This window comes from Campylobacteraceae bacterium (genome assembly GCA_013215945.1).
In the GTDB taxonomy this organism is placed as follows: domain Bacteria; phylum Campylobacterota; class Campylobacteria; order Campylobacterales; family Arcobacteraceae; genus NORP36.
The window spans coordinates 60,343-74,592 of the sequence record JABSOM010000009.1 but is presented as its reverse complement, the minus strand read 5'-3'; the positions used below and the strand labels follow the sequence as shown (position 1 = coordinate 74,592).

The following is a 14,250-nucleotide window of genomic DNA, read 5'->3' as shown; positions in this document are numbered from 1 at the left end:
CTCTTATGAAAGATATATTATACTTATTTACTGATTCCAGTGTTAATCCTCAAACAAAAATAGCTTATGGTTCTTATCTTTATCTTAGTGATGAAGAAATAAATGCTAATAATATGCCCTACGTAATTAAAAATAAGCGTTTTTCTAATACTTCTTCTACTTTAGCAGAATTACAAATACTGCTTTTTGCTTTAAAAGAAAAAGAATTAAGTTCTTACTCCCTTATTATTTATACCGATTGTCAAAATATTATTGGTTTAAATAATCGAAGATCGAAGTTTGAACAAAACAATTATTATTCAAAAAACAATAAAAAAATTAAAAATCATTTATTTTATAAAGAGTTTTTTACTCTTTGTGATGCAATAGATTGTTCTTTTGTAAAAGTAAAAGGTCATAAAAAAACAGCAGAAAAAAGCAGTATAGATCGAATTTTCTCTTTGGTTGATAAAAATGCACGAGAGCATTTGCGAAATGAGTTTTTAGAAGAAAAGTGAAGTTCAAAATAATTATATAAAGATTGGATAAATTGATGTATAATACAACGTTTTTTTAAATATACAAATATTGTATTTTTTATATTTACGAAAAAAGAAACTATTGAAAAGACATGATATGACAGAAATAGAAAAAATGAAAAACGATTTGGAGCCTTTAAGACAAGAACTTATTGCGCATGATTTATATAAAAATGTAGATTCAGTTAAAAGCATTCAAGTTTTTATGAAAATGCATGTATTTGCAGTTTGGGATTTTATGTCTTTATTAAAATCTTTACAAAGAGAATTAACCAATACAAATGTACCTTGGACTCCCAAAGGGCATAGGTTATCAAGGCGTTTGATTAATGATATTGTTTTATGTGAAGAAAGTGATTTTAACGAAAACAATGAAACTATGAGTCATTTTGAAATGTATATTGATGCTATGATACAAGTAGAAGCAAATACTTCTGATATCAATACTTTTATTGATAATTTAAATGATGCTAAGAGTTATCAAAAATCTTTAGAAATTGCAAAAGTAAATGAAGAAATCAAAAAATTTATTGATTTTACTTTTTCTGTAATTAATACCAAAAAATCCTATTTAATTGCTTCTGTATTTACTTTTGGGCGTGAAAATTTAATTCCTGATATGTTTGTTGAAATTGTAAGAAAATTCAATAAAAACCCTCAAGCTGGTTTATCAAAACTGGTATATTATCTTGACAGACATATTGAAGTTGATGGAGAAGAACATGGACCAATGGCTTTAAATATGATTAGCGAATTATGTGAAGGTGATGAAGAAAAATGGAGCGAAGCAAGAGAAGTTTGTAAAGAAGCACTCTTTCGTAGAATTAAACTATGGGACAGCATTAACGCTTGTATTTTAGAAAACAACTAGATTAAAAGTATAAACATTTTGTTTATACTTTAATATATAATCATTTTTAGGATATTTGCACTTAACATTATAAGTAAAACACTAATGAGAACCTTTTTAATAAAAGCTTCTCCTCCTTTTATTGCATAATGACTACCAACATAAGCGCCTAGTGCATTAGCAAGTGCCATTGGCAAAGCAATACTCCATAAAATTTTTCCTGCTGCAAAAAATGCAATAGCAGAGCCTATATTTGTCATTAAATTAAGGGGTTTAGTTGATGCAGTTGCTACAATATAATCAAGATTTAAAAATCTCTTCATAGCAATAGTCATATATGTTCCCGTTCCAGGCCCTAATAAACCATCATAAAAACCAATAGGTGCAGTACACAATATAATTTTTTTCTTGCTAAGTTTCTTTTTCTCTTCTTTTATTTTAGTACTTTTTTTAAGTAAAAATAATAAAGCAATAGGAATAGATATTAAAATAGCCCAGGCAATTATCTCATCGCTCAAATACATTACTAAGTTTGTTCCAAAATAAGAAGCGATTAAACAAGGTCCTATTGCAATCCAAACTATAGTAAAGGACATTTTTTTACTCATGGCATATTTAATACTTGCCATTAATGTACCAAATAATCCTGCAATTTTATTTGTTGCTAATACAAATAAAGGAGGAATGCCGCTTAATAGCAAAATAGGTACTTGAATCATACCTCCACCTCCTGCAATTGCATCAATGTAACCTGCAACAAAACCTGTTAAAATAAATATTATGTACCATGTTAGACTTATATCTTCTAAAAACTCCATTAAAAACCTTTTTGTAGAATAATAAGTGAAGAATATCAAAATTTGTTAAAAATGTCTTGTACTTTTTTGACATTTTTTATAAAATGTTAAATAAATTAAAATATAGGTTAATTATGAAAATAGAAGAGTTAAAAGATATTATTTTTAAAAATGCACAAAATACAAAAGAAGAATTTACGCGACTTTTCCACGGACGTGGAGGCTATTATGATGCCTATGAATATCTTCTTCTTGACTCAATGAATAAAATCTTGTTCTTGAGTTTGTATAAAGAAGAAAAAGAAGAAAATCAAATTATAGCTTTAGTAGAAGAACTGTATTATGCTAAAAAATATGAGTGTTTTATTGTTCAACGGCGATATTTAAATAAATCACCAAGCATGATAGTTCTTGGGGAATTAAAAAAAGAAGAGTTTTTTTATGAGCTTGGATTAAAATACCAAGCACATTTTTTAAACAATCAAAATATGGGATTTTTTTCTGATATGAAAATAGGGCATGAGTATGTTTTAAATAACAGTAAAAATAAAACAGTGTTAAATTTATTTTCTTATACCTGTGTTTTTTCTGTTTGTGCAATAAAAGGAGGGGCTGCAAAGGTTGTTAATATTGATATGAGTAAAAGTGCTTTAAATATTGGACGAACAAATCACAGGCTTAATGATTTAGATCTAAAAAAAGTAAAATTTTTGCCTCATAATATACTAAAATCCTGGAATGCTATTAAAAAAGAAGGGCCTTATGATTTAATTATAATTGATCCTCCTAGTTTCCAAAAAGGAAGTTTTGCAGTGAGTAACGACTATGAAAAGATCATTAAGCGTTTGAATATTTTTGCAAAAGAAGAGTGTATTATACTTTCGTGTTTAAATGCACCTGAGCTTAAAAGTGATTTTATTAAAGATATTTATTTACGTCTTGCCCCAGAATTTACCTTCAAAGAACGCTTAAATATAATGAGCACTCATCCTTGTAAAGACGAAGAAAGAGCTTTGAAAAATCTTATCTTTACTAAAACAAGAAGAACTTAAAAAGCATTTTTAAAAGAATTGAATATAATTTCTTCTTTAGATGTTTTTGTATTTGCATTCATAATCACATATAAAAAGTCTTTATTTAATACTTGTATATAAAAATGTTTAACATATTTATATGAATGTGATTTATTTACAATAGGATAAGCATATTGTTTAATAAAACTAACTTGCATTAACATATACGTAATAAACGTAACAAGTAAAAATACTTCAACAAAAGAAAGCAGCATTGCAAAAGTTTTTCTTATTTTATGACTGTTCACAAATTCATTGATAAAAGAAATCAAATATTTAAGAGAATAAAAAATTATAAAAAGATTAAGTAAAAAAGCGATTAAAAGTAAAACAGAATTAGTATCTGCATATATAATATGCAGTTTTTTTAGAAAGAATGCTGTTGAGCCTGATAATTTTGCAGAAATTGTAATTAAAAACAGAAGTTTAAAAAAATCAAAAAACTTAAGATAATAATATTTTTTATATGCATGATATGTAAAGAATAAGATGAGTAAAATAAAACTTAGGTCAATTAACCTATAAAAATTGATTTCCATTGAATGCCTTGTTAAATATGTAATATAAAATTATATCTAATGAAGTTTATATTTTTCTAATAAAAATAAAAATTACTAATAATATTGAACGATTAATTAATCTTTAGGTTCCTGTTTTCTTTTTCTTCCTCTTAATAGTATCTTTTTTTGTAATTTAAAAAATTTTATTTTATTTTCATCTGAGATATCAACAGTCGTATGGTCAATATCTTCTCCCATTTGTACATTTAATAAATCGCTTTTCTTCATTTTTAGAATTTGTGAGGGAAAAACACTTCTATGTCCTGTCATTAAAAAAGAAATAACACAAGAAATAGCAGCATAAGGTGCAATTTCTACGCCAAAGAGCTCTACTGCCATTATAGTGGCTGCTATTGGTGCATTTGCAGCACCTGCTAAAACAGAAACAAAACCAATAGCTGAAAAAAATGCAAAATGATCCCCAACCATTGTTGCAAATAAATTTCCACTGGTTGACCCTACAAAAAATATTGGTGTTAATACCCCACCACTTCCGCCTGCGGCTAAAGTCAAAGCAGTAAAAACTGTTTTTAATAAAAAAGCATACCAAGGTATTTCTGCTGCTATACTTTTATCAGAGAAAAAAGACGTATTAATGGTTTCAAGGCCTAAACCTAAATAAGCTTCTCCAAATATAAGAGTAAGTCCAATAAGAATTAAACCTCCTAAAAAGGCTTTTAAATATATATTGATTTTTATTTTTGAAAACGCAAACTCACTCTTTTTTAAAAAAGTAATTAAAAAATCAGATACAATACCAAAAAATATCCCTGCAAGCACAACTTGAAAAATTAAAGAAAATTCCAAATCAATACTTTGAGAAAATCGCATATTAAAATACGTATAGTCCATTCCTAAAAAACGAGCAGTTGTAAATGCAGCAAAACCAGAGATAAAGGAAGGAAGTAAAACATTGTACATAATAATACCTACAATTAATACTTCTACTCCAAAGATTGCACCAGAAATTGGTGTTCCAAAAACAGAAGCGAAACCAGCAGAAATTCCACAAATTACCAATACTTTTCTGTTTTCTTTTGAAAACTTAAATAAATCAGCAATAAAAGAAGCAGCACCTGCTCCTATTTGAGCTCCTGGCCCTTCTTTACCTACAGAACCTCCTGAAAAGATAGTAACTACAGTAGCCAAAAGTTTTACTGGAATAATAATAACATCAATTTGTCCATGTCTTTTGTGAATGGCTTCAATTACTTTTTCTGTTCCATGGCCTTTGGCATTTGGTGCAAAAGTTTTTACAAGCCAGACCGTAAACATAAAAGCAAAAGGAAGGGTGTAATAATAGTTAAAACTTAAGAGTTCTCTTGAATCTTCTGCTGCTTGTAAGATGGTTAGAAATACAGTTACAATAGCACCAATTACAATTCCAATTAAACTTGAAATTAATAACCATTTAGAAATAGAGTATAAAATAATAGATTGTTCAATAATGTGTTTTTTCATGTATGTTACTTAATAGTTTTTCAAATTATAGTTTATCCTGACTTAAAATAAAGCCTAAAATCAGTGATATACGAATAATTTTCTTGTAATTTAAAATATTTATAAAAAAAATATATTTTTAAATATCTTGGATATATAATTCAAAAGTTTATTTGTAAAATTGTTTTATAATTATTTAGATATAATCTTTTAAAATTTAATAATAAGTATGATATTGAATCAATTTGAAATTACCCAAGATATAGAAAACTTAAACTTAGAAAATATTCATAAAGAAGTTTTTTGTTATAGTTACGACATTCGCAATATAAAAACACTCATACGTAATAACGTAGATGAAAGCAGTGAGTCTTATATGGCCGCTTACAGCAGTTTTAAAGGCGAAGTATACGAAAACATAATTTATGAGCATTTATTGAGATATGCGCAAACTAACGATGAGATTACGCGCTTTGTTTTAAAAGGTCCCCACCAAAACGCGGATCACAGATACAAAAAGAATGGTTTATTAATTAATAAAAGTGCACAAATTGTTTATAAATCTGTTTATAAAGATATTTCAGAATTTGATGCTTTATTTTTTACCAAAGATGCTTTGTATTTTGTAGAAATGTCAACATCTAAAAAAACAGTGTCTTTAATAAAAAGACTTGATAAAAAATATGCTTTATTAAAAATATTATTTCCTTCTATGCAAATTAAATCATTAATCGTATTAACAGAAGGTTCTTTGGGCATTAAAAAATTTCCTTCTTTTTGTACGGTTTGGCTTACTAAAGAATTAGACAATGAAATTTTATTAAAAAATATTATTTTCAAAAAAACCAAGTATAAAAAAATTGAGCCTCCTAAAGAAAAAAAGTTTATAGAAACATCTGTTATTAAATATAAACAGTTTGTATATTTTCAAACCTTAGAATGGATTTTAAAGAATACCCGTTTTAAAGATTCTTCAAATATTAATTTGAACTTTTTTAAATCCAGAGTATTAGGTCTTTATTTTGATATTTTTACAAAACTGTACATTGGTTTTATAAGTACAAATGATTTTAAGACTATTTTTTCTGATTTTAAACTTGAAGCAAAAGATGATCGCGTGCTTGTTACTATTGAAAAAATAAATACAAAAATATATGATATTGTTTATTATGTAAAAGAGAAAAACAATAAACTTAAACGAATTTACATTAAAAATATGAATGAAGTAACTATTAAAGACAAAGAAATTGATGGTTTTACAAATACTGAAGTTAAATATTTAATGAAATATGTTTTTAATGACACACATTCTTTAAGTATTGAAAATATCAAAAATATTCAAAGCCTAGAAAATGGTGTAAGTTTTGTTAAGATAAAATAGTGAAAGCTTTAAAAGCTGTAGAGAGTATTGATTATCTTAAACTTCTTTTTTTAAGCTCAATTTGGGCTGGAAGTTTTATTTGCATTGAAGTAGCATTACAAGAGTACTCATTTTTATTTATTGCATTTGTTCGTATTTTTTTTGCTGCTTTATTTTTTCTTCCTATTATTTATTTTAAAAAACTCACTTTTCCAAAAGATGCAAAAACATGGCGTATTATTATACTTGCCGCTTTGTTAAACAACTCTTTGCCTTTTTCTTTACTTGCTTGGGGACAACAATATATTAATGCAAGTACGGCTTCTATTGTTTTAGCGGTGGGTCCTTTTATTGCATTGATATTATCGCATTTTATTACAAAAGATGAAAAATTCACTTTTTTTAAACTTTTGGGTGTAATATTTGGTTTTTTAGGAATAGTATTATTATTAGCAGATGGTTTTAACAGCGATAATATTAATGCTTTTTATGGACAAATTGCTGTTTTATTTGCAAGCATGGGGTATATCGCTTCTGGTTTATTATTAAGAAAACTTCATAATATTTCTAGTATTATTACTTCAAGTTCTATGTTTATTTGTGCCTCTCTTATTTTGTTTCCTTTTGTTTTATATTTTGATACGTTTATCTATGAGAGTTATTTAAATACTGCTTTTTATGCTTTGATTTTTTTATCACTTATTCCAACAGCATGTGCTTCTATTATTAGAATAAAAATAATACAAAGTGTTGGTGTACAGTTTATGTCTTTAGTTACGTATTTAATTCCACTCTTTACTATTTTTTGGGCTTGGGTTATTTTTGATGAAAGCCCAAAAGACATAACCTATATATCATTGTTTTTAGTTCTTTTAGGTTTATTTATAAGAAAAATAAAAATTAAACAGAAGACTTTTTAAAGGGTTTTTTATATCTGATTTCATTATTTGGAATACACTTGACTTGATATTTAACCATTTGAGTAAAGGGTTCTAAAAATCCTTCTAATTCCTTATTTTTTATATTTTCTATTCCATGAATATTCAAAAGTTCAAGTATACACAAGGTTGATTCCATAGTAGATAAACAATAATGTGCGGGTTGAGTTTTAAATATAAATTGTGAACTTTTATTGTGAGTGAAACTCATTCTTGGTAAGCGTGCTAAATTTTTACTTACTCTTAACATCTTTTTTGAACAGGCCCAAGTAGAATCAATTAAAAACAAAACCAAGTTTTTCTTTTCTTGGGGTTTGTTTTTATTTAATAATAAACTCTCATGTCCTGGGTATAAAATATAACAAGCATTGTTTGTATCATCTATTAATTCATTAATTCTTTTATTAGTAGTAAAATCTATACCTATGTGAATTTCGGAATTTTTTAAAGATTTATGCGTAAAATGTCCACTTCCATTTTTAGTTTTTCTGAATTCTTTTGGATGCATTAATAAAATAAATTTTGTATTACTTGATATTTTATTTATATACTTGCACATACACGTAAGCATAGGTCTGTAACAAGAATAACATGTTTGTCTTTGGTCTAACAAAAAAGGCCTTTTTGCAGGAGTATAGCCAAGTTAGATAAAATTTACTTTAAGAAACTTATGATAACAGTTCTCAATATTGTTTAAGTATTAAAATGTTAGAATACCTTAAATAAAAAAGGAGAAACTATGAGTGATAATATTTTAATAAATAGAAATAATATTGAATTTAATCAAGAACTTATTTTAAATGTTAAAAATGATTTTACGTTTAAAAAATTATTGTTTATGGGTTCGAATGTAAATACTAAATTTGACGAAGGTTGGTGCTTATTATTTGAACTGATTTCAACCAAAACACAAGATAAAATTAAAGATATTGTGGAATATGGTGCAAATATCAATGAAAGAGATGATAGTGGTAGAAATGCTTTGTATTGGGCGATATTTTATAAAAATTTATCGGCTATTGTTTTATTAATTGAATTAGGTATTGAATTAATTGTTGATATTAATACTAAATTACATGTTATGCATTATGCTGTATATAAAAACAATGCAAAAATGATTAAAACCTTATTACGTGCAGGATTAAATATCAATCAGCTTGATTTGGTTAGATCTACTCCTTTGATTTACGCTTTATTGTATAATAAAACAAGAGTAGCAAACTATTTAATATCTAATGGCGCGTGTTTGACTCATGAAGATAATTTAGGAAACTCAGTAAAAAGTTTGGTAAATAATCTTAATTTAAAGGTTAATATAAATATATAAAACATTGGTTTTAAATAACTAATGTTTTATTTTTGTATTGATATATTTTTAATAAAATAAACGATAAAAAGAGAGCAAAACTTAAGCGAATTATTATTACTACAGTAAAGTCTGCTCCAAAAATCACAAACAGCATGGTATCTTCAATAATAGCATGACAAATCATTAAAAAATTACTTACATAAAATAAATCTTCACGATTAAGGGATTTATTTTTTGCTTCATTAATTAAAATACCCGCCCCATAAGTAATACCTAATAATATTCCTACTCCCAAAGAAAAACTTTTAGAAATATTTTTTTTGCTTTTTTTGACAAAATCTCTTGATTTAATATAATCCATAAGAAAAATCAAAGAAGTAATAAGTACTATGATTTCTAATGAAAGTATAAAAGAAGAATACAAAGAACCTATCATCAAATCATTAAATGAACTGTAGGTTGTTTGTTCAAATACAGAAGTACTTAAACTTGCTTCAAAAAATGAAGCAGGTAATTTACTGGATAAATAAGCTATAAATAAGCCTGCTGTAAAACGTAATAAATAAGAGTAATAATTTGCAATGCCTAGTTTTTTCATAATAATGCCTTCTACAATTAAGGAGTGACACGTTCCTAAAAAAATGGCTAAAACAGACCACTGTTGTGGATTTAAGTCCAAAGGTGCTGCAAATGCAATCGCTGCATATAAATTAAGAAATATACCAGAGATAATAGCTAAAGCAGCTTCTTTAGGTAAACCTAACATTGATGTAAAGGGTTCAATAATAAAAGATACATGTGATAGTACATTGTAATAATATAAGATATCTGCCAAGATATAAATAGGAATAACCAGTTTTAAAATTATAAGAGCACTTCTAAAAGAAGAATATAGAGTATTTTTAATATTCAAATTATTTGCCTTTGTAAGTTGATATTGGATAATATCATCTTAAAGAAAATGTGTCTTGTATTATATTGACATTAGAAAATTTAGAAGGATGAATATTAAACTTTTATACGATTCAAATAATAAATTTTATGCTCAAGTAAAATACAGCGAAGATATTTTTTCAAATTATTCAAAACATTCTCATGAAACCTTGAATATTACAGCTCTTAAAGAAGGTTGTATTCAAGTTGATGTGTATTTAAAAGAAACACAATATTTAAAACCAAAACAATTGTGTTTTTTTAATCCGCAAGAAGTACATTTGACAAAAAGTATGGAAAAAAGCTCAAAAGGTTATTATTCTTTACATCTAAATAAACAATGGTGTATTAAAATACAAAAGAAAATATTTAAAAAAATGAAACTTTCTTATCTTCCTCTTTCTCTAAATATCTTAAGTTCAGAATATTATTATGATGCTTTTGTTTTTATGTGTGATAGAGTTTTAAGAGAAAAAGAATCTTCTAGTATACACAATGAAGTTTCTTCTTTTTTAAGAAAGATTTTTACACATTATTGCAAAGAAATAAAAAATGAAAAAAAACTTAATGAGAATAATATTCCCTTAGAAACAATAGAAAGTTATATCATGGAAAATATTAATGAACAACTTAGTTTAGAAGATATTGCTTATGAAGTAGGGTATAATACCTCCTATATAATAAGAGCATTTAAAAAAAAATATGGACTTTCTCCCCATGCGTATATGATTAATAAAAAAATAAATTGTGCAGAAAATATTTTAGCAAAAAACTCAAATCTTAATGTAAGTGATATTGCTTATGAATTTGGATTTTGTGACCAAAGTCATTTTACAAGAAGTTTTAAAAGAGTTTTTGGAATTAGTCCCAATACTTATAAATAAAATGACTTCTTAGGTGAATATTTTATTGATATTAAAAGAGAACTTAGATATATTCTAAAAAATTATTACTGGGGAAAAGAATGGATTTACGAGATCATAGACAAGAATATGCAAAAATGTCTTTGGAGTTAGAAGACTTAGATAAAAACCCTATTGTTCAATTTGAGAAATGGTTTGAAGAAGCTACAGCGTCAAAAGTACCTGAACCAAATGCAATGACTCTGGCTACTGTTGGAAAAAACTTATTACCATCTATTCGTATTGTATTGTTAAAACTATTTGACCAAAAAGGTTTTGTTTTTTTTACAAACTATGGAAGTTCAAAAGCAAAACAAATTGAAGAAAATCCACAAGCTGCTTTGCATTTCGCATGGTTAGGGGTTGAGAGACAAATAAAAATCGAAGGTAGAATTGAAAAAATTTCTACCGCAGAATCTTTAAAGTATTTTTTGTCACGGCCAAAAGGCAGTCAAATTGGAGCTTGGGTATCCCATCAAAGTGATATTATTTCTTCACGTTCCATTTTGCAAAATAAATTTAACGAAATAAAGAATAAATTTTTAGAGGGTTCTTTGCCTTTTCCTTCTTTTTGGGGTGGTTATGTGATTAAACCTGTGAAAATTGAATTTTGGCAAGGTGGAAAAGACCGTTTACACGACAGATTTGAATATACACTGGAAAATGGTAAGTGGGTAATTAATCGTTTAGCACCTTAAATTATTATACAAAATGGAAATCACTTAATCTAAATTTAAGAAATGTACAGATAGAATTATTTATTAAGTTATTATTAAGGAGTATCTAATGAATGAAATAGGACCTGGAAATAATCCCTATGCAAATGCGTTTAAAAATTTTACAAATGCAATGTCAAAAGAAGGTAATTCAAATCAAGAAACAAGTTCAAAAAATCAAGAGACTTACTTTAAAGCAAGTTACACTGAAACATCTATAAATTTATCGATCTCAGATGAAGGATTTAATCTCTCAATTAGTATTAGATCTTTTGAATTTTCAAGTTACAATACCAATAATCAAAGCATACTTGATAAAATTTTAAATGGAAATCAAGAAGCTTTAGATTTTTTATCTGGTAAAGACGCTTTTTCTTCAAATCTTAAAGAAATGGGATATGAAGGAAAACCTATAAGTGAATTGGGAGCTGATGAAGCACAGGAATTATTAGATGAAGGCGGTTTTTTCTCTATTGAAAAAACTTCTGATCGAGTATCTTCTTTTGTTTTTCTAATATCAGGAAATAATATCGATGCTTTACAAGAAAGTAGAAAAGGTATTGTTCAAGGTTTTGAAGAAGCTGAAAAAATGTGGGGTGGTGAACTTCCTGAAATTTCTTATAAAACACAAGAAAGAACACTTGCACTAATTGATGCTAAAATTTCAGAACTATTAGGTACAAATGTAGAAGAAAATATTAAAGAAGAAGAAACAAACTAGTTTCTTCTACTGTTCTTTTACTTTTCTTTTGGCTTTCATTTTATTTAAAGCCAGTTTTCTCATATCTGCCGTAATATCACTTTCGTCCATGATTTCAAGACCTAAGAGTGTTTCTATACAGTCTTCAAGAGTAAGTATACCCTCTGTTTGGTCATAATTATCAGATACTATAAACATATGTTCTTTTTTCTGTATAAAAATGTTCATGGCTTTTGCAACAGGAATATTTTCATTTAAAGTAAAAACATCATTCATAATAGATTCAATTTTTACATTCTTATCTTTTATTGCTTGTTTAAAGATTTTTTTTGTAATTACAACACCTACAATATTATCAATTGTTCCATCATAAACAGGTACCCTTGAGTATCTATAGGTTCTTTTGTCTTCAAGAATATCTTTTATAACAATAGATTTTTCAATAGCGTAAACAACAGATCTAGGCGTTAAAATGTCTTTTATTTTAACATCATGTAGTGTCAAAGTATTTTCTATTATATCTGATTCTAAATCTCCGATAATTCCTTCTTCTTCACTTAAAAGTGTAGAGTGAATTAATTCTTCTCTCGAAATTGAATCACTGTTATCATTTCCATTGGAAATTTTTTTTGTAACAAATTGTGTAATTATAATAATTGGATACGTAATAAAAATAAAAATATTAATAATCCTGGCAGCTAGTGGTGCTAATTGTTTCCAATATACCGCTCCAATTGTTTTTGGAATAATTTCTGCTAAAAATAAAATTAAAAATGTTAATGTTATTGATACTAATAAAACAAAATTTGAATCATTTTGAAATACATGTTGTGCTTGCACACCAATTGCAGTTGCACCTAAGGTATTTGCAAATGTATTGAGTATTAAAATTGATGCAATTGATTTGTCAATATCTGTTTTAAGTGATTTTAGTAAAGTACCAGATGGTGGGTCCTTTTTTTCTAAAACTGAGATGTATGCTACATTAGTAGACAGTAAAATTGACTCTAATACGGAACATAAAAATGAAATTGTAATAACAAGAACAAATAATAGAATTAAGATATCCATTTTGTCCTACTTCTTCGTAAATATAAACTCTGCCTCTGGGGAACGTCCAAGTTCTTCTCCTAAATAAATTAATAGCTAATAATAGCACAAATTAAGTAAATTAAAACAAAATACTTAGAAAATAATACTTAATTTGTAAAAAAACCCTAAAAGATGTATAATGGTTAATATGCCTTTTATAGGAGGATGTCATGGAATTTGGATTAGTAGCTAAATTACAAGAGTTTCAGTTTAACTCAAATGAGAAAGTACAGAAAGTTAATGAACTAAAAGCTGTACAACCTTTAAAAGTACATAATGATGTTGACGAAATAAATACGAATGATGTTTCTTCTCTCGATAAAACAAATGAAGTTTCAAAAACTGAAAAATTAAGTACGAAAAACTATAATGAAGTGGTTTTATCCAATTTAAATTTTGGATTTAATGATGCGAGCAAAGATTTTTTTGTAAAAGTTACTAGAGGCACTGCTGAAAATAAATATCCTACTGATGAAATGATGAGATTAAAAGCATATTTAATGCATGAAAATGCACAAAAGATATCTTAGTAATTTAGTATTTTGTTTTTCTGCTCTAATATTTGTTTTGCTAAGATAAATCTGTCCATATTCTCTAATTCTATTTCATCTAATAAAACCTTATATTTTTCAAAAACTTTCCATACTTTAACATAAGCATGAGGTCTTTTTTTTATATGAAGTAATGCCAAAGCCGTGGCTCCATTAATTAGACCCTGCAAAGCTTTTGCATGTTTTTTCATTTCTTTTTTTTTATACAATTTCCAATCGTCTTCTAATAACTCATGGGCTTGTACAAATTCATTTTTTTGAATGGCTTGTATAAATAAGTCAATAGCTAATATTTTAGTCAATAAAAGTTCTTTTATATAAATTCTCAACTTTACTTCTTGCCCAGGGAGTTTTTCTTAAAAACGTAAGACTTGATTTAATAGAAGCATCATAATTAAAACAATTAATATTGATGCGTTTTCCAAGTTCATTAAAACCATATTCTTTTTCAAGAGATATAAGCATTTTCTCTAAGGTAATACCTTGCATTGGGTTTGTATTATTATTCATT

18 protein-coding genes are annotated in these 14,250 nt (G+C 26.7%); 10 read left to right on the top strand and 8 right to left on the bottom strand.

The window, feature by feature from the left end; genetic code table 11:
* Positions 1-5: 5 nt before the first annotated feature.
* Both HRT41_10580 and HRT41_10575 read left to right on the top strand, forming a co-directional pair.
* Complete coding sequence (locus HRT41_10580; GenBank protein NQY24473.1) at positions 6-497, top strand: ribonuclease H; 492 nt, start codon at positions 6-8, stop codon at positions 495-497.
* A gap of 118 nt (positions 498-615) precedes the next feature.
* Entirely contained in the window at positions 616-1,389 is a 774-nt protein-coding gene (locus HRT41_10575) for a DUF3050 domain-containing protein (protein NQY24472.1), read from the top strand.
* 29 nt (positions 1,390-1,418) lie between these two features.
* On the opposite strand, the gene HRT41_10570 is transcribed toward HRT41_10575, so the two are convergent.
* Complete coding sequence (locus HRT41_10570; protein ID NQY24471.1) at positions 1,419-2,186, bottom strand: TSUP family transporter; 768 nt, start codon at positions 2,184-2,186, stop codon at positions 1,419-1,421.
* A 113-nt stretch (positions 2,187-2,299) separates the two neighbouring features.
* Here HRT41_10570 and HRT41_10565 point away from each other — a divergent pair, with 113 nt between their 5' ends.
* A complete protein-coding gene (locus tag HRT41_10565) occupies positions 2,300-3,217 on the top strand; it encodes a class I SAM-dependent methyltransferase (protein ID NQY24470.1) in 918 nt (305 codons plus the stop codon).
* On the opposite strand, the gene HRT41_10560 is transcribed toward HRT41_10565, so the two are convergent.
* Both HRT41_10560 and HRT41_10555 read right to left on the bottom strand, forming a co-directional pair.
* Entirely contained in the window at positions 3,214-3,777 is a 564-nt protein-coding gene (locus tag HRT41_10560; protein ID NQY24469.1) for a hypothetical protein, read from the bottom strand. The two genes, HRT41_10565 and HRT41_10560, sit on opposite strands and share 4 nt — an antisense overlap.
* Positions 3,778-3,873: 96 nt before the next feature.
* The gene (locus HRT41_10555) at positions 3,874-5,259 is read right to left on the bottom strand and encodes a chloride channel protein (protein ID NQY24468.1); all 1,386 of its coding nucleotides are present in this window, start codon (positions 5,257-5,259) and stop codon (positions 3,874-3,876) included.
* Between the two features lie 208 nt (positions 5,260-5,467).
* On the opposite strand from HRT41_10555, the gene HRT41_10550 reads away from it, so the two are divergent.
* On the top strand, positions 5,468-6,619 hold the full coding sequence (locus tag HRT41_10550; protein ID NQY24467.1) for a hypothetical protein: 1,152 nt from the start codon (positions 5,468-5,470) through the stop codon (positions 6,617-6,619).
* Positions 6,619-7,518, top strand: a complete 900-nt coding sequence (locus HRT41_10545; GenBank protein NQY24466.1) for a DMT family transporter — start codon at positions 6,619-6,621, stop codon at positions 7,516-7,518. Before HRT41_10550 ends, HRT41_10545 begins: the two co-directional genes overlap by 1 nt.
* On the opposite strand, the gene HRT41_10540 is transcribed toward HRT41_10545, so the two are convergent.
* Positions 7,499-8,149: a DTW domain-containing protein gene (locus HRT41_10540; protein NQY24465.1), complete on the bottom strand. Its 651-nt coding sequence runs from the start codon at positions 8,147-8,149 to the stop codon at positions 7,499-7,501. The two genes, HRT41_10545 and HRT41_10540, sit on opposite strands and share 20 nt — an antisense overlap.
* A gap of 126 nt (positions 8,150-8,275) precedes the next feature.
* Here HRT41_10540 and HRT41_10535 point away from each other — a divergent pair, with 126 nt between their 5' ends.
* On the top strand, positions 8,276-8,863 hold the full coding sequence (locus tag HRT41_10535) for an ankyrin repeat domain-containing protein (GenBank protein ID NQY24464.1): 588 nt from the start codon (positions 8,276-8,278) through the stop codon (positions 8,861-8,863).
* A 10-nt stretch (positions 8,864-8,873) separates the two neighbouring features.
* On the opposite strand, the gene HRT41_10530 is transcribed toward HRT41_10535, so the two are convergent.
* The gene (locus tag HRT41_10530; protein ID NQY24463.1) at positions 8,874-9,788 is read right to left on the bottom strand and encodes a nucleoside recognition protein; all 915 of its coding nucleotides are present in this window, start codon (positions 9,786-9,788) and stop codon (positions 8,874-8,876) included.
* Positions 9,789-9,813: 25 nt separating this feature from the next.
* Between HRT41_10530 and HRT41_10525 the strand changes: the two genes are divergently transcribed.
* The 3 genes from HRT41_10525 (at position 9,814) to HRT41_10515 (ending at position 12,117) form a co-directional block, all read left to right on the top strand.
* On the top strand, positions 9,814-10,662 hold the full coding sequence (locus HRT41_10525) for a helix-turn-helix transcriptional regulator (GenBank protein ID NQY24462.1): 849 nt from the start codon (positions 9,814-9,816) through the stop codon (positions 10,660-10,662).
* A gap of 80 nt (positions 10,663-10,742) precedes the next feature.
* Positions 10,743-11,378 (top strand): pyridoxamine 5'-phosphate oxidase, encoded by a 636-nt coding sequence (gene pdxH / locus HRT41_10520; GenBank protein NQY24461.1) that lies wholly within the window; start codon positions 10,743-10,745, stop codon positions 11,376-11,378.
* A gap of 88 nt (positions 11,379-11,466) precedes the next feature.
* Complete coding sequence (locus HRT41_10515) at positions 11,467-12,117, top strand: hypothetical protein (protein NQY24460.1); 651 nt, start codon at positions 11,467-11,469, stop codon at positions 12,115-12,117.
* A 6-nt stretch (positions 12,118-12,123) separates the two neighbouring features.
* On the opposite strand, the gene HRT41_10510 is transcribed toward HRT41_10515, so the two are convergent.
* Complete coding sequence (locus tag HRT41_10510) at positions 12,124-13,167, bottom strand: DUF21 domain-containing protein (GenBank protein NQY24459.1); 1,044 nt, start codon at positions 13,165-13,167, stop codon at positions 12,124-12,126.
* Between the two features lie 191 nt (positions 13,168-13,358).
* Here HRT41_10510 and HRT41_10505 point away from each other — a divergent pair, with 191 nt between their 5' ends.
* Complete coding sequence (locus HRT41_10505; protein NQY24458.1) at positions 13,359-13,718, top strand: flagellin; 360 nt, start codon at positions 13,359-13,361, stop codon at positions 13,716-13,718.
* Here HRT41_10505 and HRT41_10500 read toward each other — a convergent pair.
* Both HRT41_10500 and HRT41_10495 read right to left on the bottom strand, forming a co-directional pair.
* A complete protein-coding gene (locus HRT41_10500) occupies positions 13,715-14,041 on the bottom strand; it encodes a DUF309 domain-containing protein (GenBank protein ID NQY24457.1) in 327 nt (108 codons plus the stop codon). The genes HRT41_10505 and HRT41_10500 overlap by 4 nt on opposite strands.
* Entirely contained in the window at positions 14,034-14,249 is a 216-nt protein-coding gene (locus HRT41_10495) for a DUF2132 domain-containing protein (GenBank protein ID NQY24456.1), read from the bottom strand. Before HRT41_10495 ends, HRT41_10500 begins: the two co-directional genes overlap by 8 nt.
* Between the last annotated feature and the right edge of the window lies 1 nt (position 14,250).